Genomic DNA, 19,815 nt, shown 5'->3' on the forward strand with positions numbered 1-19,815 from the left:
TGACGGTGTTTTTGGAGGAGGGTTGTGCTCCGAGCGGGTCGCTACGCGACCTCGGTGAGGAAAACGGTCCGTATTAACAGGGCCGCTAGTAGCCCCGTTCGATCAGGTAGTCGGCGATCGCTTCGAGTTGGCTTCTGGCTTCGTTCTCGGGTAACACGGCGAGTTCGTCCTTGCCCTCGCGGACGAGCGACTGGGCGCGTTCGCGGGCGTACTCGATGCTGCCGACCGCTTCGAGTCGCGAGACGGCGTCGTCGATCTCCCGTTCCGTGACCGCTTCGGGGTCGTCGGTTCCGATCAGCGAGTCGACATCCACACCCTGTTCGCGCGCGTGAAGCGTGATTAGGGTCCGTTTTCCCTCCACGAGGTCGCTGCCCCGCTGTTTGCCCAGTACGTCGCTCGGGACGGTGAGGTCGAGCACGTCGTCCTGGATCTGGAAGGCTTTGCCGATGTCGATCCCGTAGCGATAGAGCGCTTCGACCGTGCGATCGTCCGCACCCAGCAGATCCGCGGGGACGCTCGTGGCCGAGCCGTACAGGACCGCCGTCTTGAGTTCGATCATCTCGAGGTACTCCGATTCGCTGACGTCCTCGCGGCGTTCGAACTCGACGTCGAGCGACTGGCCCTCACAGATCCGCGTACAAGTGCTCGCGAGTGTGCGAAGCGCCTTGAGACTCCGTCCGGGATGTGCCCCGCTTTCGAGCATGATCTCGAACGCCTTCGAGTAGAGCGTATCGCCCGCGAGGATCGCGGTTTCGAGGTCGTATTCGCGGTGGACCGATGGCACCCCCCGTCGGAGGTCGTCGTCGTCCATGATGTCGTCGTGGATCAGGGTAAACGACTGGATGGTCTCGATCGACACCGCCGCGCGCAACACGTCGACTGTGTCCCCGTCGAGCGTCGGGAACTCGCGATAGTCCGTCGAGAGGGGTGCGACGTCACAGAGTGCCTCGGCGGTCAACAGCAACACGGCCGGACGAAGCCGCTTTCCCCCCGCGTCCAGCAGGTAGCGCGAGGCCTCGTAGAGGCGCTCGGGCCGGGCGATCGGCAGTTCCTCCTCGATCGCTCGGTTGACCCGCTCGCGGCGCTCGGCCACCGCCTCGGTCACCGACCGGACCTCTGAGTGCGTCATACTTACTCGACCAGCGAGATGACGTTCCCGTTGTGCGTGACGTGGATGTCACGGCCCAGTTCGTAGCCCTGGTTCTGACAGAGGTCGACATAGCCCGAGTAGCCCTTCATGTTCTGGTGGGCCGGGATGACGTGTTTGGGCTGGAGTGCGTCGAGCATCGTGTAGTGGCCCTCTTGACAGAGGTGGCCCGAGACGTGGATCTCGTCGTAGATGCGCGCACCCTGCATCCGCAGCAGGTTCTCGGACTGGTAGCGCTGGCCCTCGTTGGTCGGCTCCGGAATGACCCGTGCCGAGAAGATGACCTTATCACCGTCGTCGAGCTGGTAGGGCGTCTCGCCGCGGCCCATTCGAGTGAGCATCGCACGGGGCTCGCCTTGGTGGCCCGTCACGATCGGCAGGAAGTTCTCCTTGCCCTCGTTCATGATGCGCTTGAAGGTCCGGTCGACTGACTTCCGGTGGCCGAACATCCCCACTTCGTCGGGGAAGTCGACGAACCCGAGCCGTTCTGCGGTGCCCGAGTACTTCTCCATCGAGCGGCCCAAGAGCAGGGGCGTACGACCGATGTCTTGGGCGAACTCGACGAGCGAGGAGACACGGGAGATATGACTGGAGAACGTCGTGGCGACGATCCCGCCGTCGTAGTCCTCGATACTCGTCATGACGTCCTGGAGGTGGCGCCGTGCGACCGACTCGCTCGGGGTCCGGCCCTTCTTGTTCGCGTTGGTGCAGTCCTCGATGTATGCGAGCACACCCTCTCCCTCGCGACCGATCTCGCGGAAACGCTTCATGTCGATGGGGTCCTCGATAACGGGCGTGTGGTCCATGCGCTTGTCCAGCCCGTAGACGATCGCGCCCTCCGGCGTGTGGAGCACGGGGTTGATCGCGTCGATAATCGAGTGGGTGACGTGGACGAACTCGAGTTCGAGCCCGTTGCCGATCTCCATCGTCTCGCCGCCTTCCATCTTCTGGAGGTCGTTCTCGACGACGAACTTGTTCTCGTCGTTGATCTCCTGTTTGACGAGCTCGATGGTAAAGGGCGTCGCGACGATGGGCGCGTCGTAGCGGTGGGCGAGCTTGCTGAGCGCCCCGATGTGGTCGAGGTGACCGTGGGTCGGGACGATCGCCTGGACGTCGCCCTCGATGTCGGACATGACGCGGTCGTCGGGAATCGCGCCCATGTCGATCAGGTCGAGGCTGTGCATCTTTTCGGTCTGTACGTTGTCGTGAATGAGGACCTTCGACAGGTTGAGCCCCATGTCGAAGATGACGACGTCGTCGCCTGCGCGGACGGCGGTCATCTGCCGTCCGACTTCCTCGTAGCCGCCGATTGTTGCGATTTCGATTTCCATAGTTGGATGTATAGCCGCTCGCCTGATGGCGAACGCGCTCATTGAAAACCGCGGACGCTCCCGGCACCGCACCGCCGTGAGTCGACAGGTCCCGAACGCTTTCGAGTTCCCGCATGCGGCAACGGCCGCATTACCCGCGGGTTTCGTTACGCGGCGCTACGCGACCCGTCCGTATAAACTACGTGGGTTCGGTTCACCGCGTGGCTCACGCCGGCCGTCCGACCGACAGCGCCCCGGCGGTCCCCTCGAACCAGCGGGTCGCCGTCCCCCGGTCGCCGCCGACGTCCTCGACGGTGAACTCCGTCCCCGGCCACCACGGCCCGCGGCGTTCGAGGCGCAACCGCTCGCCCTCGCGCTCGGCGAGCGCGATCCGCGAGCGGGGGACGAACGTGCTGACGCGCGCGCCACCGTCCTGGCGGATCAGCCCGCCGTCGACCAGCCGATAGGTCCGGGGGCGTCTCGCACCAAGTACCCCCGAAAACAGCGCCGAGAAGCCAAGTCCCATCACGAGCGACCGGAACACCGACGGAAGGCTGACCAGCCACACGCCGACGATCACCACCACGCCGCCGACCCCGAACAGCACGGCCCGCCGTCGACGCGTCCGGGCGGTCGGGCGCACCCGCAGGTGGACGACCCGCTCCGAGTGCTCCTCGTAGTGGCGCGCCTGGGCGTTCGCGACGCTCGCGTACAGTGCAATACCAGTCATCGACCAGCACAGGAGTATCCATGTCAATGGGTCGAGCGGCGAAACGAACGCCACGCCGGGAACGTAAACGCTCACGATCAGGGGGACGAACGGAACCGCCGCGAGACCGACATGGAAACGACGGTCCGCGAGCGCGACCGCCGGACGCGGGTGAAGGCGACCTAAGACCACCACCAGTCCGACGCTGCCGGCGACGGCGACGAGCACGAGCGGGCCGCTCAACGGCACGCCGTCGAACGTCAGGACGAACAGCGACAGCGTGAACAGATACGCGCTCGCCGAGACGGCGCCCCATCCCGGTGTCCGTACCATGAGCAATACATCTCCGATAATCGATAAAAACGTTCCGGCAGGCTCAGTCGATCCGGGTCCCGGCGCCCTCGCCCGCGAGAAATCGACCGATTGCGTCCGGCCCAAAGACCGACGCCGGGGCTTCCAGTTCGAGCAGCGCCCGCACCTTCGCGGCCATCCCGCCGGTGACGTCCGTCGAGTCGCTCTCTCCGAGGTACTCCGCCACCTCGTCGTAGCTCCCGATCCGGGGGATAACCGCGCCCGCGTCGTCGAGGACGCCCGGAACGGTCGAACACAGCCCTACCCCGTCGGCGTCCAGTCCCTCGGCGAGTGCCACGACGAGTTCGTCGCCGCTGACGATCGTCGCGCCCTTCTCCTGTTGGGTGATCACGTCGCCGTACGTCACCGGCACGAACCCCTCGGCGAGCATCGTCTCGATTCCGTCGAGCGGTAGCGATAGTTCCCCCTCTCGCGTCCGGTAGGCGAGCGAGAGCGGATCGACGGGCACGGCCGACACGCCCTCGGCCCCGAGCGCCGACAGCACGCGCTCGTTCAGTCGCTCCATCGATCCGTGGATCTCCCGGACCGCCGCCCCGTCGTGGGTTCCCTCAGTAATCGAGACGCCGTGTTTCGCCGCGTAGCGGTGCCCGAAACTCCCCGCACCGTGGACGAGCGCCACGTCCTCTTGGCCCGCGAGCGCACCCGCGAGGGCCGCGAGTCGGTCCTCGTCGATCGTTTCCTCGCGGTCCTTCTCGGTGATCACCGACCCGCCGAGTTTCAGGACGATCACTCGACACGCACCCCCTCGGCGTCGAGTTCGGCCCGAAAGCCCTCCTCACAGCCCGGCGTGAACCGTAGGGCGGTCTCGGTCTCCTCAGTTTCGTCGAGCGCGACGATACAGCCCCCACCGCCCGCACCCGTCAGCTTCGCGCCGTGGGCACCCGCGTCGCGGGCGGCCCAGACCATCCGGTCAAGCGAGCGCGAGGAGACCCCCAGCGCCGACAGCAAGCCGTGATTGAAGTCCATCAACGTGCCGAGTTCCGCGAGGTCGCCTGCCGCGAGCGCGCGCTCGCCCTGTCTGACGATGTCGCCGACCGTTTCGACGGTATTCGCCGCAAACGAGTAGTGCTCGCGTAGCTCCCGTACCCCCGCGACGAGCTCACCGGTGTTGCCCGCCCCGCCGTCAAAGCCGATGACGAAGGGCAGATCGGGCGCGTCGATCGCCCGACAGTCCTCGCCCTCGACCCGGACCGCACCGCCAGTGGCCGAACAGAAGGTATCGGCCCGCGAGGCCTGTCCCTCCTGGACGTCGTATTCCGCACGATACGCCCGGTCTGCGATCTCGGTCGTGCTCAGTTCGACGCCCAGCTCGCGGGTCGCGGCGTCGATCCCGGCCACGACGACGGCTGCCGAGGAGCCCAAGCCCGCACCCAGCGGGATCGCGCTCTCGACGGTGACGTCGAAGCCCGCCTCGGGCACACCGGCGGCCTCGCGGGCCTGGGAAACGGCGGCGTCGACGTAGCCCATCGCCGCCTCGACCAGATCGGTCGAGACGTCGACGTCCGGCGTCGCGTCGGCCTCGCCGCTGTACTCGACAGTGAAGCCGTCGAGCGAGAGGTCCTCCGCGTGAACGTGCAGTCGGCTGTCCCCGCGGCGCTCGACAGTGACCCGCGCCCGGCGCGAGATCGCACACGGAACCGCGGGCTCGCCGTAGACGACGGCGTGCTCGCCGAAGAGGTACACCTTCCCCGGCGCGCTTGCGGTAGTCATACAGTAAGGGTGGTCAACGACGCGGTTTATACGTACAGGTTCGTCGCGGCGGGCGCTGATCGGCTGTGACGCCGCCGAAAAGGGTGAGCGTCGTCAGATCCCGCTCTCGAAGTCCTCGAGGGCGTAGACCGTATCGGCACCGCGGCGATCCAGCGTCTCGTTCGCGAGCAGCCAGTAGACGACCGACAGGGCCTTGCGACCCTTGTTGTTCGTCGGAATCACCAGATCGACGTTGCTCGTCGAGTTGTTCGAGTCACACATCGCGATCACGGGGATTCCCACGGTAATCGCCTCGGTGACGGCCTGTGCGTCCCCGATGGGGTCGGTGACGACCACGACGTCGGGTTCGATGTAGCCGTCGTACTTGGGGTTGGTCAGCGTCCCGGGGATGAACCGGCCCGTCCGGGCGCGCGCGCCGATCGTCTCGGCGAACTTCTCGGCCGGGAACCGGCCGTACTGGCGCGAGGAGGTCACGAGGACCTGCTCGGGGTCGTAGTTCGAGAGGAAGTCCGCGGCGGTGCGGATGCGCTCGTCGGTCTTGGAGATGTCCAGCACGTACAGTCCATCCGTGCGCACGCGGTGGATGAACCGCTCCATGTCCTGGGTCTTCTGCTGGGTCCCGATGTGGGCCCCCGCGCCGAGGTACTCCTCGACGGGAATGAGGAGGTCTGCCTCCTCGTCGGGCATGACGTCCTCGTCGAGCGACGGCCCGGCTGGATCCTCGTCCACGTCTGTGTCTGCTTCGGCCTCGGCCTCCTCGGTGTCGGCGTCGGCGGTCGGTTCCTCGGTCTCGGCTCTGACGTCCTCGTTGGGATCGACGTCGGGGTCCCCGCCCGCTTCGGGTTCGGGTTCCTCGTCGATCTCCTCCTCGGCGGCGTCGAGCCCGTCTTGGTCTGGTTCGTTGCTCATAGTGCGTCCTCCGCGATGCGGATGAGTTCGTTGAGTTTGGCGGTTCGCTCGCTGCCGGCCGCGCCCGTTTTGATGAAGGGGGCGTCGGTCGCCACGGCGAGGTGTGCGATGGTCGTGTCCTCGGTCTCGCCCGAACGATGCGAGACGACCGGCTCGATGCCGTTTCGCGTCGCGAGTTCGATCGCGTCGAAGGCGTCCGTCAGCGTCCCGATCTGGTTGGGCTTGATCAGGATCGAGTTGGCCGATCCCTCCCCGATGCCCTGCTGCAGGCGCTCGGTGTTGGTGACGAAGAGATCGTCCCCACAGATCAGCGTCTGCTCGCCGACCTTCTCGGTCAGCTCGGCGAAGGCCTCGAAGTCGTTCTCGTCGAGGGGATCCTCGACGTAGACGAGATCGTACTCGTCGACGAGGTCAGCGACGTACTCGATCTGCTCTGCGGTCGAGCGCGTGCGGTCGGAGTACTGGTACTCGCCCTCCTCGTACATCTCGGCGGCCGCGACGTCGAGCCCGAAGCCGATCTCGAATCCGACCTCGTCGGAGACGGTGTCGGTCGCCTCGGCGACGATCTCGAATGCCTCCTCGTCGCTGATCGAGGGCGCCCACGCGCCCTCGTCGCCCTTTCCTGCCGGAATGTCGCGCTCGGCGAGGATGTCGTGGACTTCGCCGTGGACCGCGGCGTTGGCAAAGACCGCGTCGGTGACGCTCGGTGCGCCGACCGGCGCTGAGAGGAACTCCTGGATGTCCGTCGCGTCGGCGGCGTGTTCGCCCCCGCCGACGACGTTTCCGAGCGGTATGGGAAAGTTCTCGCCGCGGAATGCTCCTCCTAAATGCTGGTACAGCGGCGCACCGAGCATGTCCGCGCCGGCTTTCGCGGCGGCCATGCTGATGGCGACGGCGCTGTTCGCGCCGATCTCGGAGAAGTCGTCCGTGCCGTCCGCCGCGTGCAGCGCCGCGTCGACGCTTCGCTGATCGCCGGCGTACACCTCGCCGACTAATCGGGGAACGGCTCGTTCGCGCGCGGCGGCGATCGCCTCCTCGGGGGCGAGTTCGATCGCTTCGTGCTCGCCCGTGCTCGCGCCGCTGGGTGCAGCCGCACGACCGAACCCGCCGCTCTCGGTCAGCACGTCGGCCTCGACGGTGCCGTTGCCCCGCGAGTCGAGGATCCGGCGGAGCCGGACCTCGGCGATCAGCGTCATCGTCTCCCCCGCTTGACGGTGAACGGGAGCGCCCCCGCGTCGTACTCCTCGGCGGCGATAAGGATCGGTTCTGACTGGTCGGTCTCGATCAATACCGGCGCGCCGTAGGACACCTGCAGCGCTCTCGCGCCGAGGATGCGGGCCTTCTCGTACCGGCTGAACTGTTGGCTCGTCATTGGTAGGGTGCCACTACGTCCACGAGGTCGGTGTGGCTGACGAGCATCCGGCGACAGCAGTGTCGGGTCACGCCCAGATCGTCGAGCACCTCGGCGGGATCCTCGCCCTCCTCGACACGGCTGGTAAAGGCCTCCCAGTGCTCGCCGACGACGCTACCACACGTGAAACACCGGACTGGTACCATCATGGGTGAATCACCTAGCGGTAGGACTTCTGGTAGCGCGCCCGCGCACCGGGCCCGCCCCACTTTTTCGGCTCGGACTGGCGCACGTCGTTGACCAGCAGCGAGCGGTCGAACTCCATGTAGGCGTCGCGCAACTCGGCGTCGTTGTTGAACTCGACCAGCCCGCGGGCGATCGCGGTCCGGACGGCGTCGGCCTGCCCGTTGTAGCCGCCACCCTGAACGTTCACGTCGATGTCAACGCCCTCGCGAACGTCCTCGACGATGCGAAACGGTTCGAGCATCTTCAGGCGGGAGATCTCCGGTTCGACCAGCTCGACTGGCTGGGAGTTGATGCGAACGCGCCCCTCGCCGTCGCTGACCGTGGCGCGGGCGATGGCCGTCTTCTTCTTGCCGCTCGTGTTCGTTACCATGTGACGTTTGCCCCCAGGTTCTCGCTTACCTCGCCCAGCTGGACGAACTTGATGTTCGAGAGTCGATCCAGCGACGTTCCGTCGAGGACTTCCGCGTCCCGGTCGTGGGGGTTGCCGACGTAGACGCGGACGCTCTCGAAGGCCTCCCGACCGCGCGTCGTTTTGTAGGGTATCATCCCGCGGATGGCACGCTTCATGAGGCCATCCGGTCGTTTCGGGTAGTACGGGCCGCGATCGCTCCCGATCTCGGCTCGCTTCTCGTAGACGCTCATGATGTCGTCGTCGCTGCCGGTGATCACGGCCGATTCGGCGTTGATCACGGCCACGCGCTGGCCGTCGAGTGCGGCCTCTGCGACCTGACTGGCGACCCGGCCGAGGATGCAATCGCGGGCGTCGACGACGAGGTCTGCTTCGAACTCGGCGACGCTCATGCGATGACCCTCACGTTGCTACCCTCGGGGTTCTGTTCGATGGCCTCCTCTAGTTGCACGACTTGGCCGTCGGCCTGTTCGATCTTCGTCTCGGCGGTCCCCGAAAAGGAGACGGCCGCGACGGTGACGTTCTTTTGCAACACACCGCTTCCGAGAACCTTCCCGGGCACGACGACGGTCTCGTCTTCGGTCGCGTACCGTTCGATGCGACCGAGGTTGACCTCGGCGTGGGTCCGGCGTGGTTTCTCGAGGCGGTCTGCGATGTCGCTCCACACGTCGGCACCCGACTCGCGGGAGACCGACTTGCATTCGGCGATGAGACTGGTGAGCCTCGGATTGGTCTTACTCATAGTTCCTCCTGAGTGTAAGTGGACTGCGGAAAAGCGGAGTGCAGGGAGCAGGATTTGAACCTGCGGACTCCTACGAGACAGCGCCCTGAACGCTGCGCCGTTGGCCAGACTTGGCTATCCCTGCTCGCAACTCCTCGTACTTTCTGCCCCGTAAAACCCCTTTCGGTTACCCACTGCTGGCCAGAGCGTGCGCTCTCCGCGGGAGCGAACGCCGTGAGGTGGGTGACGGGACACATGACGATACTATCCTATAGCGCGACCGCGTCCTCGAGTTCCCGGGCACGGTCCCCGAGCGAGGCGGCGGCCCGATCGACCAGCTCGGAGGCCGTCATCGAGCCGTCCGTCTCGACGTGGAAGACGAACGCGTCCGGAACGTCCTCGAGGCGCAGCTCCTTGCCGGGATATCGGTTCGTGAGGTCGTGATCGAACTCATCCGTGAGGACGAGTTCGCCCTCGTCGGTTTCGACGACCCCGCGGACGATGTTCGCTTCCTCGTCGGCGAACTCCTCGCGGTCACCTTCGATGTTCACCCGAACGAGGTGTCGATAGCCGACCGCGACCCCGCCCTGGTGTTTGGCGTGTTCGCGTCCCACGTCGAGGACGGCGTCGGCCTCCAGTTCGAGGCGTTGGCCCTCCTTGAGTTCGATGATGGGGACGTTCCGATCGGCCGGTTCGACCTGCTCGTCCGAACTGACCAGGTCGCCCGAGTAGGCGGTCGCGGGGCCCTCGACGTCGAGCGCGAGGGTCACGTCCTCGCCCAGCTCGTAGTCCTCGGGGGTCGAAAGCGGGACGAGCCCGAGTCGAAGCGCGAGCTGCTCGTTGAACATCACCGAGGAGTTCTCGATGAACCGGACCGAATCGATCGATAGCGTGGGTACGTCCGCGAGCATCGCGCGGCGAATGCCGTTTGCGAACGCCGGCGTCGCACCACGAACGAGAAACCGCGCGCTGCGGTCGTCGCGTTCGATGATCTCGACGTCGAAGTTCCCCTCCATGCTAGAACCCGCTGTTTTTGGGCGCGCGACAGCCGTCGTGCGGGATCGGCGTGACGTCCTCGATGCGGCCGATCTCCAGTCCGGCACGTGCGAGCGCACGGATCGTCGCCTGTGCGCCTGGACCGGGGTTCTGCTGGCGGTTGCCGCCCGGACCGCGTACGCGGACGTGAACGCCCTCGATACCGGCATCGAGGACTTCCTGGGCGACGGTTTCGGCCATCTGCATCGCCGCATAGGGCGAGGCCTCGTCGCGGTTCTGTTTCACGACCGTCCCGCCCGAGGATTTGGCGATCGTCTCGGCGCCGGTCTGGTCGGTGATCGTGATGACCGTGTTGTTAAACGAGGCGTGAACATGTGCGACGCCCCACTTGCTGTCTCCTGATTCGCTCATCTATTGTTCCTCCGCGCGTTCGGGGTGCAGTTCGTCCGCGAGCGGGCTGTTCTCGTCGAAGCTCACCGAGTCCTCCTGGCTGACTTCCACCATGTACGACGGCACCGTCACCCGCTGGCCGTCGACCGTGACGTGGCCGTGGGCGATGAACTGGCGGGCCTGTTTTGGCGTGTTCCCCACGCCCTTCCGGTAGGCGACCGTCTGCAGGCGGCGTTCGAGCAGGTCGGTGACCTCAAGCGACAGCACGTCGTCGAGGCCCTCCTCGTTGCCGAGGATGCCGATTCGCTGGAGCCGCGAGAGGAACTCCTCGCCCTCGCGGGCGGCCTCCTCCGCGTCGCCCTGGGCCTGCCCGAGCAGTTCGCGGGCCTCCCGGCGGAACGAGCGCAGCTTCGACTGCGCGCGCCAGAGCTCTTCTTTGTTCTTCAGGCCGTAGCGCCCGACCAGCGAGTGCTCGCTGGCGATGCGCTCGCCCTGGAACGGGTGGTTGGGCGTCTCGTAGAACTTGGTGTTGGATCCGAGCGCCATTATTCGTCACCCTCCTCGGCCTCTTCCTTGATGGCCTCGACGTTCACGCCGATGGTCCCCTCCGAGCGCCCGGTCGAACGGGTGCGCTGGCCGCGGACCTTCTGGCCGCGCTGGTGGCGCACGCCACGGTAGGCGCTGATCATCTGCAGGCGGTTGATGTCCTGCCGGCGGGTGAGTTCGAGGTCGTTGCCCGTCTCGTGGGTAATCTCGCCGTCGTAGTACCCCTGGTGGTTCGCGAGCCATTCGGGGTTGTTCTCGGCGAATCCCTCGACTTCCTCGACGATGGCGTCGATCTCGTCGTCCTCGAGGCGCCCGAACGTCGCGGTACGCGAAATACCGGCGTTCTGGGCGATGATTCTGGCCGCTCGGCGGCCGATACCGTTCATCTCGCTCAGTGATCGTTCGACGGTCTTCGTCCCATCGAGGTCGGTCTGCCCGATGCGAACGAAGTATCGGAGGTCGTCGTCCTCCTGTCCGTCCTGTTGTTCTGGGTCTTCTGCACTCATGTGTCTCTGTGCGGGCTGTCTTGCGCCACAGCGGTTGCGGTGGTGGTGTGCTACCGGGTCGTCCCGATAGTGTAAGCGTCGTGGCGGGGATTCGAACCCCGGAGGCTGAACGCCACAGAGTTAGCAACCCTGCGCCTTAGGCCGCTTGGCTACCACGACACGCGATCTGTACTGTCGCCCTGACGGACTCGGGACGCCTCGTCCCTGCAGTGTAGGCACCACAACCTATCCATGTCGGGTATTTAAGCCCACCGGATCAGTTCACCGGGAGCGACCCCAGCACTGCGTCGGCGGCCGCGAGATACGTCTCCAGTTCGGCCTCGCCGTGGGCCCACGAGAGGTGCTGGCGCTTGTAGGGATTCGGCGTGAAAAAGTGCCCGCGCTCGCGCATCCCGCGTGCGAACGCGACGAACCGCTCCTCGTCGAGCCCGAGGACGTCCTCGTAGCGCTGTGGCTCGCCCGTCACGCCGAACTGTGGCGAAAAGACGCTGCCGTAGCCCACGACCCGCCCCTCGATCCCGTGTTCGGAAAACAGCCCGTCGAGTCCCTCACGATAGCGCTCACCGAGCGCCGTTATCTCCTCGATGACGGGCTCCGCAGAGAGCACCCGCAGCGTCTCGCTGGCGGCCGCCAGCCCGACGGGGTGGCCCGAGTACGTGCCGCTGATGACCACGCCGCTTGTGTTGTCGCCGCCAGCCTGGGCCATGAGGTCCTCGCGGCCACAGACCGCTGCGACGGGGTACCCGTTGCCCATCGCCTTCGCCAGCGCGGTCAGATCGGGCGTCACGCCGAGTTCGTGTTGCATTCCGCGCGCCGAGTGGCGAAAGCCCGTGATCACCTCGTCGAAGATCAGCGGCACGTCGTTTTCGGCCGTCGTTTCCCGAAGTGTTTCGAGGAACCCCTCGTCGGGCACTAGACAGTCCACCGAGTGGGGGATCGGCTCACAGATCACCGCCCCGATGTCGTCGAATTCCGCGAAGGCTTCGACGACCGCCTCGGCGTCGTTAAAGGGGAGGACCTCGGTGTGGTCGACTGCCTCGGGGAGCATCCCGTCCGATTCGGGGTGGGTCTCGCCGACGCGCTCCCGCGGCGGGTACACGCTGATGTCGACGTAATCGTGCCAGCCGTGATAACACCCCTCGAACTTGAGTACACGGTCGTTGCCCGTGTAGGCGCGTGCGAGTCTGATCGCGTGGTAGGTTGCCTCGGTGCCGCTGTTACAGAAGTTGACCATCTCCGCACTCGGAAGCAGGTCGACGACCCGTTCTGCGACCTCCACTTCTAGGGCCGTGGTCGCCGCCCCGTAGAGTACCCCGTCGTCGATCGTTGCTTTCGCTGCGTCGTCGACTGCGGGATGGCCGTGGCCCAACACGATCGGGCCGAAGGCGAGGTGGTAGTCAGTGAATTCCTCGCCGTCGACAGTTTCGAGGGTCGGACCACTCGACTCCGAAAACGCGACCTCGCCGAGATCGTACGCCTGTGCCCGCAGTCCCGTCTGTGCACCACCCGGGATCACCGCCCGCGCGCGTTCGACGACCGAGCGGCTCGTCGTGTCGTCCATATCGGGGTCACTATGCAGGCCGCCCTAACGGTATCGACTCGGAGGGAACTATGTCGGCGGCGACCCGACGGAGGGTATGGAGATCGGGATCGTTGGCGCGGGCGTCGCCGGTATCGGGGTCGCATACGAACTTCGGGAGTCGAGCGCGGCGGTGACCGTCCTCGAGAAGGGCCAGGTCGTGGGCGGGCGGGCCGCGACCCGGCGGAAGAACGGCTGTATCTACGATTACGGTGCAAACTACATCACGCCCGACGAGGACCTCGAACGTCTCGTTCGCGAGCGGGCGAGCGCACGACCGATCGGGATCGAGGCCCCGGTCTGGACGTTCGACGCCGACGGCGTGGTCACCCCGGGCGAGGACCGCGACCGACCCGCGCTGACTTACGCCGACGGGATCGCCCGCAAGGGTGAGCGCTGGCGGGTCGAAAGCGAGGACTTGGTGGAGACCTTCGATGCGCTCGTCTTGACGCCGCCGGCCCCGCAGACGGCCGCACTCCTGACGGACACAGACTGGGACGATCCCCTGCGGGACAGGCTCGTCGGCGGGATCGAAACGGTGTCCTATCGGACGATCCTCTCGATCGTGCTTCACTACCCGTTCGAGATCGACCGGCCCTACTACGCGCTCGTCAACACCGACAAGGATCACGAGATCGGCTGGTGCTCCCGAGAGGAGTGCAAACCCGGCCACGTCCCCGACGGCCAGGCGCTGCTCGTCGTGCAGATGGCGCCCGAATGGTCGCTCGAACGCTACGGCGAGCCCGACGAGCGGATCGCCGATGCGGCCGCGCGACTGGCCGCCGACCTGCTCGACGAACCCCGGATCGCAACGCCCGACTGGTGCGACCTCGGGCGCTTTCGACACGCACTGCCCGACGGCGCACCCGAAGCGGACGTCCTCTCGACGGCGGCGGATCGCTCGCTTCACTTCGCGGGCGACTGGGTCACCGGGGAAGGACGAGTTGGAGCCGCCTTCGAGAGCGGGCGCGACCTCGGCCGGCGACTATCCCAGTCGGTCGACGAGCCCCGATAGATGGTCGATCCCGACCACGGCGACGACCGGGCCGGGTAGCTCGCCGAGCGCCTCGGCCATGCAGTCCTCGCGGATGGCGTCCCGGTGGCCGACGTACGGCGGCGAGAACGCGCTCGCGGCCCGCGCCATCGAGACGTGTGAGCGCTCGTCGGCGGCCAACTCCTCGATCCCGCCGGCCGGATCGCACTCGTAGGTGAACGATCGGTCGCCCTCGATCCCCCGGCGGCGACCGGGTTCGGTGGCGGCGAGTTGGCAGCGAAACGCACGCGCGCTCGCGGTCCGGACGCTCTCATAGAGCCGTTCGAGCGTCTCCGAATCGGGTTCCTCGCGCTCGACGTATCGGCGAAACGCGCGTGCGAACCCGGCTCCGGGCCCGTCGATCCCGACGACCGGCGCGTCGCTCGCGCGGATGGCGGCACTCATTTCGCCGCCCGAACCGCGATCCTCGCTGGCGTACGAGCGATACAACGCGAGCGCGAGCGGCGGGAGTTCGAGCGCGAGCGTCTCGTGGGCCCATTGGCCCAGCACCGTCTCGACGCGCGCGACGCTCGCGGGGTGGTCGTGGACGACGCCGACGAGGACCAGATCCGGCAGCCGTCGGACGTACTCGGGGTTCGGAACGGGGGTGAGGGTGTTCGACACGGGCTCTCGAGTCGAACCATCCGCGTCTCGAAGGTATAGTTCAGCGAACCGACGGGTAACCTGGACGGGTACGTACCGGTAGACGGTGAATTGCGGGTACTCGCCCGCGATGGTGACGGGGACCGACGGGACCGCAACGCGCCCGTTCAGGCGTTGACGTACTCGTCGTTGATCTCCCAGCCGCCGTTCCCGTCCCGAACCATGTACTCGCCGTAGAACGGCACGCGGTTCGCGACCGTCTCGCGATAGGTCTCGCGGATCTCCGCCCTGCTCATCTCACCCATCGGTCGGAGGTCGTCGTTGCGGTTCAGACACCCCTTCAGGTAGCCCTCGTGGGTGACCCGCACCCGGTGGCAGTTCGCACAGAACTCGGGGTTCTCGACGGGGTCGACGATCTCGACCATCCCCTCGCCGTCGCCGTCGTCGCTCTCGACCCAGTAGCGCGCGCGGTGGTGCATCTCGCGGCGTTCGACTCGCGTCGCCTGCTCTTCGAGCCAGCCGTGGACCCGCTCGATGTCGATGTTCCACTCGGGCTTGCCGGTGAGTTCGGGCATGTACTGGATCAACTGGAGTTGGAGACCGTCGTTCTCGGCGACGTGCTCGACCATCTCGGGGACGTAGCCCGCGGTGTGCTCGAAGACGACCATGTTGAGTTTTACCGGATCGAGCCCGGCGTCGAGCGCCGCGTGAACCCCCTCGATCACCCGGTCGTACGCGCCGCTTTTCGTGATCTCGGCGAACTCCTTCGGGTCGAGTGCGTCCTGTGAGACGTTCACCCGCGAGAGCCCGGCCTCGACGAGCCCCTCGGCGCGACCGGGCAGGAAGGTGCCGTTGGTCGTCATCGAGACCTCCATCTCGTCGGGCGTCCGGCGGATGATCTCCTCCAAGTCGTCCCGGAGCATCGGCTCGCCGCCCGTGAACTTCACCTTCTCGACGCCGAATTCCCGGACGACCTCGAGAAAGCGGACCACGTCGTCGGCGCTCATCTCGTCGTCCTGTGGGTCCATCGGGCCGCGCGTATCGCCAAGCCCCTCGTTGTGACAGTACACACAGTCGAAGTTACACCGGTCGGTCAGCGAGATGCGAACCCCCGTCACCTCCCGCCCGAAGTCGTCGGCGAGGACACTCATGGAACTCACTATCAAGCCGAGGAACTTAAACTGGTGGCCACGTTTGCGAATGGAGTAACCGATAGTGGTTACCAGAGGTACGCGACCAACAGCGTGAGAAAACAGAGCATGAACGCCGCCGCGAGTGCACCAACGACGTTCATCGCGCCCGCGGTGGCGACGAACAACAAGAGGAGATAGAGGACGGTGATCCCGAAGCCGAGGCCGGCGATCGGACCGGTATCGCCGGTCACGCCCGGAAACGACTCCTCGAAGCGGCGTTCGGGGTCCTCGGCACGCCACTCGCCGTCGACCCGTTCGAGGACGATCTCCTCTCCCTCGATCCCCTCGAGGTTGCTCGGACTGTAGCCCAGATCCTCGATCACGCGCGCGAACTTGAAGCGATCGCTCCACGGGATCGGTTTCTCGAACGCCTCGCTCACGTGAACGTCGTGGGGAAGGCGATACCAGAGTTCGAGTGTCTCGGCGTCGCGATCGACGACGGTCTCGATCCGGGCGCGCAGTCGGCGGTCGTCGACCGATCGGAGCTGGATCCGTCCCAGTTCGTCCGCAAGGGCGGCGGCGTCGGACTCCACCGGGGCGGGTGTCGGTCGTACTGTCGTCGTTCTGCCGCTGGTGTCGTGTTCGTGCGGGTCCATTGTCTCCCCCTCCCACCGTGGGATGTCTACACACTACTTGGCCGACCGACATACGTATTGTGTCCGGGATGCGACCGATCGATCCTCGGGCAGACCGGCGACGTTCCTTCGACAGTAAGCGTTATCCGCCCGAGAACGCCTACCTCGGGCATGGACGACAACGACGTCCTCGATCGTCTACGGAGCGTCGAGGACCCGGATCTCGGCGACGACATCGTCTCGCTCGGGCTCGTCAACGAGGTCTCGGTCGACCCTGACCGGATCTCGATCTCGCTCGCGCTCGGGGCGCCGTACTCGCCGACCGAGACGCAGATTGCGGCCGACGTCCGGGAGACGCTCTCGGATCTCGACCGGGAGATCGACCTCTCGGCACGCGTCGAGTCGGGACTCTCGGCCGACGAGCAGGTGCTGCCGAACGTCGAGAACGTCATCGCCGTCTCCTCGGGGAAAGGCGGCGTCGGGAAGTCGACCGTGGCGGTGAACCTCGCGGCCGGCCTCTCGCAGATGGGCGCGCGCGTCGGGCTGTTCGACGCCGACATCTACGGGCCGAACGTCCCGCGGATGGTTGACGCCGACCAGCGTCCCCAGGCCACCGAGGAGGAGGTCATCATCCCGCCGGAGAAGTTCGGGATGAAGCTCATGAGCATGGATTTCCTGGTGGGAAAGGACGACCCCGTGATCTGGCGGGGCCCGATGGTGCATAAGGTGCTCACCCAGCTCTGGGAGGACGTCGAGTGGGGCCACCTCGATTACATGATCGTCGACCTCCCCCCGGGTACGGGCGACGCCCAGCTCACCCTGCTCCAGAGCGTGCCCGTCACGGGTGCGGTGATCGTCACCACACCACAGGACGTCGCGATCGACGACGCCAACAAGGGCCTGCGGATGTTCGGGCGTCACGACACGGTCGTACTGGGGATCGCCGAGAACATGAGCGGCTTTATCTGTCCCGACTGTGGCAGCGAACACGAGATCTTCGGGAAAGGAGGTGGCAAAGCCTTCGCCCAGGAGAACGAACTCCCCTACCTCGGGGGGATTCCGCTCGATCCGTCCGTGCGAACCGGTGGCGACGAGGGCAAACCGATCGTGCTCGATTCCGACAGCGAGACGGGCAACGCCTTTCGCGTCCTCACCGAGAACGTCGCGAACAACATCGGCGTGACCAAACGCCAACAACAGAGCCAGCGATGAGCGAGTGGGGGGATCCGGATCCCGAGCGGGTCCGCCTGCTCCGGAAAACCGCCGACGACCTCCGGGGCGAATGTTCGGAAAGCGAGCAACTGGCGGCGATCCTGTATCGGGTGAGCGACCTCTACGACGAGGACGAGGAGACGGATCCAGAGGAGATCTACATCGCGGTTCGGAACATCCTGAACGTCAAAGAGAACGGCGGGCTCGGCCGATAGACGACGACAAGAGGTTTCCGCGCGGGCCGACTGGTGTGGCCATGGACGCCAATCAGCTCTCTTCGAGCAACCCCTTCGGGATGGACGAGGACTGTACGAACTGTCCCGATCTCTGCGAGGCGCGAACGGAGATCGCCCACGGCTACGGCGACGTGGGTGCGGAGTTCCTCTTCGTGGGCGAGCGACCCTCGCCGGGTGCGGACGAGACGGGCATCCCGTTTTTCGGCGACGAGCGCGGCGAGGCGTTTCAGGAGATCCTTCACGCGCTCGGTTTCGCGGGTCAAGATCCGGGCGAAAAACCCGAACTCGACAACGTCTATCTCACTCTACTCACGCGCTGTCGACACCCCGAGCGCCCACCGACAGAGGCGGAAATCGGGAACTGCGAGCCGTACCTCAACGCCGAGATCCGAATGATCAACCCCGAGATCATCGTCCCGGTCGGCCAACGGGCACTCGAAGAGATCGCGACCGAGTACACCACGACCCCCGCCGAGGAGTTCGACATCGAAGCGGATCACGCGACGGAGATCCGCGGGCGCGGGTTCGAACTCGTGCCGATGATCGATCCCGCCGAGGTGACCGACGAGCAGCGCGAGGACTTCCTCCAGGCGTTTTCGGACCTGTTCGGGCGGGACTACCGCCAGACGAAGGGGCGACGGGGCCGATAGGGCCGCTCTCACTCCGACTCGAAGGAGGCGTCGTAGCGGGCGTACCAGTGTGCAAAGAGGACGAAGGCGGCCAGCGCGCCGACGAACACGCTCGCGAACCCGGCGACGGGCCCGGCCATCGAGACGAGCGGTCCGCCGACGATGTACATCAACGTGAGGACGGCAAGCCCGAGGAGAAACCGGGTGACGAAATTTCGCTCGACGGGGTTTCGTGCCATATGTTTATTACGAACATCCGACATATAACGGTTCGGACCGCTGGAACGGTGGCCTCGTGACGGGGCTGCGAAGCGAACGCGAGACGGGTATCCTGCTGTCCCGGCGAAACGAAGCGGACCACGAACGGGGACCCGGGCGAGGACGTTCTACCAGTAGGGCGTTCGTGGCCCCTTGTCCGCCCACGTTCCGAGGGCGATCGCGGCGAGAACGGCGAGGGTCATCGCGACGAGCGTGCCGAGCGCTCCCGCATCGCCGAGCGTGGTCGTCGCGAGCGTTCCGAGGGCACCGACTGCGAGAAGCGCCGTCCCCGAAAGCAGGGCGGCGATCGCAAACGAGTCTGCACGCATAGCTCGTGGGTCGTGCTATCGCGCCATAAGCGATCCGTCCGGTAGCTTATGGCCTCCCGGACCGTAGTTACCGCCAATGGTCACCCGTGCGTCAGGATGGGGAGACACGTATCGCCGGTGGTCGCCGTGATCCGGCGATTGATCGGCGCGGTGTTCTCGCTGTTGAGTCTCGTGCTGTTCGTCGGTCTCCTGCTCGGTCTCGTCTGGTCGGCCTCGCTGATGGGGCTGGTCGATACGAGCGGCGTCGACTCGCCCGTCGTCGAGGACGTCGTCGAACCACCGCAGTGGTTCATCGACTCGCCGTTCGTCTGGGAGGTGCCCGCAGAGAGCCAGGGCGGCGAACCACCTGAAGTAGACCCGAACGCTTCGCCGCCCGAGGGTGATCCCGGGACCACCACCGCGGGCGACGTGACCTCCGACGAGGTCGAAGCACAGATCCACACGCAGGTCAACGAGATTCGCGCCGAACACGGTCTCTCGCAACTCGAACACGACGACGAGATCGCCGCGGTCGCCCGCACGCACAGCCAAGACATGAACGAGCGCGATTACTTCAGTCACACCAACCCCGAGGGTGAGTCGCCCGCCGATCGCTTCGGGAGCCTCTACCCGAGCGAGTGTCGCGCTGTCGGTGAGAACCTCGCGTACATCCAGACCGGCATCGGTTCGGGCGGCTCCGCGGAGGAGATCGCAGAACGGATCGTCCAGGGCTGGATGGACTCGGAGGGCCACCGCGAGAACATCCTCCGTGAAGGCTGGGACAGCGAGGGGATCGGCGTCTACATGGCTGACGGCCGGGTCGACGCCACCCAGAACTTCTGTACGACGACCTGAGCCGGTATCCGC

General features: G+C 66.1%; 27 protein-coding genes and 2 tRNA genes. 5 read left to right on the forward strand and 24 right to left on the reverse strand.

Annotated elements, in window-relative coordinates; genetic code table 11:
• Positions 1–85 precede the first annotated feature (85 nt).
• The 19 genes from idsA3 to HACJB3_RS08460 form a co-directional block, all read right to left on the reverse strand.
• The gene (gene idsA3 / locus HACJB3_RS08370) at positions 86–1,129 is read right to left on the reverse strand and encodes a geranylfarnesyl diphosphate synthase (protein ID WP_008417436.1); all 1,044 of its coding nucleotides are present in this window, start codon (positions 1,127–1,129) and stop codon (positions 86–88) included.
• 2 nt (positions 1,130–1,131) lie between these two features.
• Entirely contained in the window at positions 1,132–2,478 is a 1,347-nt protein-coding gene (locus HACJB3_RS08375) for a ribonuclease J (RefSeq protein WP_008417435.1), read from the reverse strand.
• A 205-nt stretch (positions 2,479–2,683) separates the two neighbouring features.
• Entirely contained in the window at positions 2,684–3,499 is an 816-nt protein-coding gene (locus tag HACJB3_RS08380) for a hypothetical protein (RefSeq protein ID WP_049934380.1), read from the reverse strand.
• A 43-nt stretch (positions 3,500–3,542) separates the two neighbouring features.
• Positions 3,543–4,268, reverse strand: coding sequence for an isopentenyl phosphate kinase (locus HACJB3_RS08385; protein WP_008417434.1), 726 nt, complete (start codon positions 4,266–4,268; stop codon positions 3,543–3,545).
• Positions 4,265–5,248 carry a mevalonate kinase gene (gene mvk, locus HACJB3_RS08390; protein ID WP_008417433.1) on the reverse strand — a complete coding sequence of 328 codons (984 nt, stop codon included), beginning with the start codon at positions 5,246–5,248 and terminating at the stop codon, positions 4,265–4,267. The genes HACJB3_RS08385 and mvk overlap by 4 nt, the downstream gene beginning before the upstream one ends.
• Before the next feature lie 93 nt (positions 5,249–5,341).
• Positions 5,342–6,157 carry a 30S ribosomal protein S2 gene (gene rpsB, locus HACJB3_RS08395; RefSeq protein ID WP_008417432.1) on the reverse strand — a complete coding sequence of 272 codons (816 nt, stop codon included), beginning with the start codon at positions 6,155–6,157 and terminating at the stop codon, positions 5,342–5,344.
• Positions 6,154–7,353, reverse strand: a complete 1,200-nt coding sequence (gene eno, locus HACJB3_RS08400; RefSeq protein ID WP_013199460.1) for a phosphopyruvate hydratase — start codon at positions 7,351–7,353, stop codon at positions 6,154–6,156. Before eno ends, rpsB begins: the two co-directional genes overlap by 4 nt.
• Positions 7,350–7,529: a DNA-directed RNA polymerase subunit K gene (locus HACJB3_RS08405; RefSeq protein ID WP_008417428.1), complete on the reverse strand. Its 180-nt coding sequence runs from the start codon at positions 7,527–7,529 to the stop codon at positions 7,350–7,352. Before HACJB3_RS08405 ends, eno begins: the two co-directional genes overlap by 4 nt.
• Positions 7,526–7,717 (reverse strand): DNA-directed RNA polymerase subunit N, encoded by a 192-nt coding sequence (locus HACJB3_RS08410; protein WP_008417427.1) that lies wholly within the window; start codon positions 7,715–7,717, stop codon positions 7,526–7,528. Before HACJB3_RS08410 ends, HACJB3_RS08405 begins: the two co-directional genes overlap by 4 nt.
• A gap of 11 nt (positions 7,718–7,728) precedes the next feature.
• The gene (locus tag HACJB3_RS08415) at positions 7,729–8,124 is read right to left on the reverse strand and encodes a 30S ribosomal protein S9 (protein WP_008417426.1); all 396 of its coding nucleotides are present in this window, start codon (positions 8,122–8,124) and stop codon (positions 7,729–7,731) included.
• Positions 8,118–8,555: a 50S ribosomal protein L13 gene (locus HACJB3_RS08420; protein WP_008417425.1), complete on the reverse strand. Its 438-nt coding sequence runs from the start codon at positions 8,553–8,555 to the stop codon at positions 8,118–8,120. The genes HACJB3_RS08415 and HACJB3_RS08420 overlap by 7 nt, the downstream gene beginning before the upstream one ends.
• The gene (locus tag HACJB3_RS08425) at positions 8,552–8,905 is read right to left on the reverse strand and encodes a 50S ribosomal protein L18e (RefSeq protein ID WP_008417424.1); all 354 of its coding nucleotides are present in this window, start codon (positions 8,903–8,905) and stop codon (positions 8,552–8,554) included. The genes HACJB3_RS08420 and HACJB3_RS08425 overlap by 4 nt, the downstream gene beginning before the upstream one ends.
• Before the next feature lie 39 nt (positions 8,906–8,944).
• Positions 8,945–9,029: transfer RNA gene (locus HACJB3_RS08430), tRNA-Leu, on the reverse strand.
• 124 nt (positions 9,030–9,153) lie between these two features.
• Complete coding sequence (locus tag HACJB3_RS08435) at positions 9,154–9,900, reverse strand: DNA-directed RNA polymerase subunit D (protein WP_008417423.1); 747 nt, start codon at positions 9,898–9,900, stop codon at positions 9,154–9,156.
• 1 nt (position 9,901) lies between these two features.
• On the reverse strand, positions 9,902–10,291 hold the full coding sequence (locus HACJB3_RS08440) for a 30S ribosomal protein S11 (RefSeq protein WP_008417422.1): 390 nt from the start codon (positions 10,289–10,291) through the stop codon (positions 9,902–9,904).
• Complete coding sequence (locus tag HACJB3_RS08445) at positions 10,292–10,816, reverse strand: 30S ribosomal protein S4 (RefSeq protein WP_008417421.1); 525 nt, start codon at positions 10,814–10,816, stop codon at positions 10,292–10,294.
• Positions 10,816–11,322 (reverse strand): 30S ribosomal protein S13, encoded by a 507-nt coding sequence (locus HACJB3_RS08450; RefSeq protein WP_008417420.1) that lies wholly within the window; start codon positions 11,320–11,322, stop codon positions 10,816–10,818. The genes HACJB3_RS08445 and HACJB3_RS08450 overlap by 1 nt, the downstream gene beginning before the upstream one ends.
• A 76-nt stretch (positions 11,323–11,398) precedes the next feature.
• Positions 11,399–11,481, reverse strand: a tRNA-Ser gene (locus HACJB3_RS08455).
• Between the two features lie 97 nt (positions 11,482–11,578).
• Positions 11,579–12,883, reverse strand: coding sequence for an aspartate aminotransferase family protein (locus HACJB3_RS08460; protein ID WP_008417419.1), 1,305 nt, complete (start codon positions 12,881–12,883; stop codon positions 11,579–11,581).
• A 76-nt stretch (positions 12,884–12,959) separates the two neighbouring features.
• On the opposite strand from HACJB3_RS08460, the gene HACJB3_RS08465 reads away from it, so the two are divergent.
• Positions 12,960–13,916: an NAD(P)/FAD-dependent oxidoreductase gene (locus tag HACJB3_RS08465; RefSeq protein WP_008417418.1), complete on the forward strand. Its 957-nt coding sequence runs from the start codon at positions 12,960–12,962 to the stop codon at positions 13,914–13,916.
• Here the strand turns inward: HACJB3_RS08465 and HACJB3_RS08470 are convergent.
• The 3 genes from HACJB3_RS08470 to HACJB3_RS08480 form a co-directional block, all read right to left on the reverse strand.
• The gene (locus HACJB3_RS08470; RefSeq protein WP_008417417.1) at positions 13,887–14,558 is read right to left on the reverse strand and encodes a hypothetical protein; all 672 of its coding nucleotides are present in this window, start codon (positions 14,556–14,558) and stop codon (positions 13,887–13,889) included. The genes HACJB3_RS08465 and HACJB3_RS08470 overlap by 30 nt on opposite strands.
• 146 nt (positions 14,559–14,704) lie before the next feature.
• On the reverse strand, positions 14,705–15,688 hold the full coding sequence (moaA, locus tag HACJB3_RS08475; protein WP_008417416.1) for a GTP 3',8-cyclase MoaA: 984 nt from the start codon (positions 15,686–15,688) through the stop codon (positions 14,705–14,707).
• 68 nt (positions 15,689–15,756) lie between these two features.
• Entirely contained in the window at positions 15,757–16,326 is a 570-nt protein-coding gene (locus HACJB3_RS08480; protein WP_008417415.1) for a hypothetical protein, read from the reverse strand.
• 150 nt (positions 16,327–16,476) lie between these two features.
• On the opposite strand from HACJB3_RS08480, the gene HACJB3_RS08485 reads away from it, so the two are divergent.
• From HACJB3_RS08485 to HACJB3_RS08495, 3 genes are read left to right on the forward strand one after another with little or no spacing between them, the layout of a single operon-like run.
• A complete protein-coding gene (locus tag HACJB3_RS08485; RefSeq protein WP_008417414.1) occupies positions 16,477–17,517 on the forward strand; it encodes an Mrp/NBP35 family ATP-binding protein in 1,041 nt (346 codons plus the stop codon).
• Complete coding sequence (locus HACJB3_RS08490; protein ID WP_008417413.1) at positions 17,514–17,732, forward strand: hypothetical protein; 219 nt, start codon at positions 17,514–17,516, stop codon at positions 17,730–17,732. The genes HACJB3_RS08485 and HACJB3_RS08490 overlap by 4 nt, the downstream gene beginning before the upstream one ends.
• Positions 17,733–17,773: 41 nt before the next feature.
• Positions 17,774–18,403 carry a uracil-DNA glycosylase gene (locus HACJB3_RS08495; RefSeq protein WP_008417411.1) on the forward strand — a complete coding sequence of 210 codons (630 nt, stop codon included), beginning with the start codon at positions 17,774–17,776 and terminating at the stop codon, positions 18,401–18,403.
• An 8-nt stretch (positions 18,404–18,411) separates the two neighbouring features.
• Here HACJB3_RS08495 and HACJB3_RS08500 read toward each other — a convergent pair whose 3' ends face one another.
• Both HACJB3_RS08500 and HACJB3_RS08505 read right to left on the reverse strand, forming a co-directional pair.
• A complete protein-coding gene (locus tag HACJB3_RS08500) occupies positions 18,412–18,621 on the reverse strand; it encodes a hypothetical protein (protein WP_008417409.1) in 210 nt (69 codons plus the stop codon).
• A 147-nt stretch (positions 18,622–18,768) separates the two neighbouring features.
• On the reverse strand, positions 18,769–18,969 hold the full coding sequence (locus HACJB3_RS08505) for a hypothetical protein (RefSeq protein WP_008417408.1): 201 nt from the start codon (positions 18,967–18,969) through the stop codon (positions 18,769–18,771).
• Between the two features lie 96 nt (positions 18,970–19,065).
• On the opposite strand from HACJB3_RS08505, the gene HACJB3_RS08510 reads away from it, so the two are divergent.
• Positions 19,066–19,803 carry a CAP domain-containing protein gene (locus HACJB3_RS08510; protein ID WP_008417406.1) on the forward strand — a complete coding sequence of 246 codons (738 nt, stop codon included), beginning with the start codon at positions 19,066–19,068 and terminating at the stop codon, positions 19,801–19,803.
• Positions 19,804–19,815 lie beyond the last annotated feature (12 nt).

The organism is Halalkalicoccus jeotgali B3, assembly GCF_000196895.1.
Lineage (GTDB): Archaea > Halobacteriota > Halobacteria > Halobacteriales > Halalkalicoccaceae > Halalkalicoccus > Halalkalicoccus jeotgali.

Bases quoted from the DNA above. Each gene is read 5' to 3' on its own strand.
- idsA3 (WP_008417436.1), bottom strand. From the start codon at position 1,129: ATGACGCACTCAGAGGTCCGGTCGGTGACCGAGGCGGTGGCCGAGCGC.
- HACJB3_RS08375 (WP_008417435.1), bottom strand. From the start codon at position 2,478: ATGGAAATCGAAATCGCAACAATCGGCGGCTACGAGGAAGTCGGACGG.
- HACJB3_RS08380 (WP_049934380.1), bottom strand. From the start codon at position 3,499: ATGGTACGGACACCGGGATGGGGCGCCGTCTCGGCGAGCGCGTATCTG.
- mvk (WP_008417433.1), bottom strand. From the start codon at position 5,248: ATGACTACCGCAAGCGCGCCGGGGAAGGTGTACCTCTTCGGCGAGCAC.
- rpsB (WP_008417432.1), bottom strand. From the start codon at position 6,157: ATGAGCAACGAACCAGACCAAGACGGGCTCGACGCCGCCGAGGAGGAG.
- eno (WP_013199460.1), bottom strand. From the start codon at position 7,353: ATGACGCTGATCGCCGAGGTCCGGCTCCGCCGGATCCTCGACTCGCGG.
- HACJB3_RS08405 (WP_008417428.1), bottom strand. From the start codon at position 7,529: ATGACGAGCCAACAGTTCAGCCGGTACGAGAAGGCCCGCATCCTCGGC.
- HACJB3_RS08410 (WP_008417427.1), bottom strand. From the start codon at position 7,717: ATGATGGTACCAGTCCGGTGTTTCACGTGTGGTAGCGTCGTCGGCGAG.
- HACJB3_RS08415 (WP_008417426.1), bottom strand. From the start codon at position 8,124: ATGGTAACGAACACGAGCGGCAAGAAGAAGACGGCCATCGCCCGCGCC.
- HACJB3_RS08420 (WP_008417425.1), bottom strand. From the start codon at position 8,555: ATGAGCGTCGCCGAGTTCGAAGCAGACCTCGTCGTCGACGCCCGCGAT.
- HACJB3_RS08425 (WP_008417424.1), bottom strand. From the start codon at position 8,905: ATGAGTAAGACCAATCCGAGGCTCACCAGTCTCATCGCCGAATGCAAG.
- HACJB3_RS08435 (WP_008417423.1), bottom strand. From the start codon at position 9,900: ATGGAGGGGAACTTCGACGTCGAGATCATCGAACGCGACGACCGCAGC.
- HACJB3_RS08440 (WP_008417422.1), bottom strand. From the start codon at position 10,291: ATGAGCGAATCAGGAGACAGCAAGTGGGGCGTCGCACATGTTCACGCC.
- HACJB3_RS08445 (WP_008417421.1), bottom strand. From the start codon at position 10,816: ATGGCGCTCGGATCCAACACCAAGTTCTACGAGACGCCCAACCACCCG.
- HACJB3_RS08450 (WP_008417420.1), bottom strand. From the start codon at position 11,322: ATGAGTGCAGAAGACCCAGAACAACAGGACGGACAGGAGGACGACGAC.
- HACJB3_RS08460 (WP_008417419.1), bottom strand. From the start codon at position 12,883: ATGGACGACACGACGAGCCGCTCGGTCGTCGAACGCGCGCGGGCGGTG.
- HACJB3_RS08465 (WP_008417418.1), top strand. From the start codon at position 12,960: ATGGAGATCGGGATCGTTGGCGCGGGCGTCGCCGGTATCGGGGTCGCA.
- moaA (WP_008417416.1), bottom strand. From the start codon at position 15,688: ATGAGTGTCCTCGCCGACGACTTCGGGCGGGAGGTGACGGGGGTTCGC.
- HACJB3_RS08480 (WP_008417415.1), bottom strand. From the start codon at position 16,326: ATGGACCCGCACGAACACGACACCAGCGGCAGAACGACGACAGTACGA.
- HACJB3_RS08485 (WP_008417414.1), top strand. From the start codon at position 16,477: ATGGACGACAACGACGTCCTCGATCGTCTACGGAGCGTCGAGGACCCG.
- HACJB3_RS08490 (WP_008417413.1), top strand. From the start codon at position 17,514: ATGAGCGAGTGGGGGGATCCGGATCCCGAGCGGGTCCGCCTGCTCCGG.
- HACJB3_RS08495 (WP_008417411.1), top strand. From the start codon at position 17,774: ATGGACGCCAATCAGCTCTCTTCGAGCAACCCCTTCGGGATGGACGAG.
- HACJB3_RS08500 (WP_008417409.1), bottom strand. From the start codon at position 18,621: ATGGCACGAAACCCCGTCGAGCGAAATTTCGTCACCCGGTTTCTCCTC.
- HACJB3_RS08505 (WP_008417408.1), bottom strand. From the start codon at position 18,969: ATGCGTGCAGACTCGTTTGCGATCGCCGCCCTGCTTTCGGGGACGGCG.
- HACJB3_RS08510 (WP_008417406.1), top strand. From the start codon at position 19,066: ATGGGGAGACACGTATCGCCGGTGGTCGCCGTGATCCGGCGATTGATC.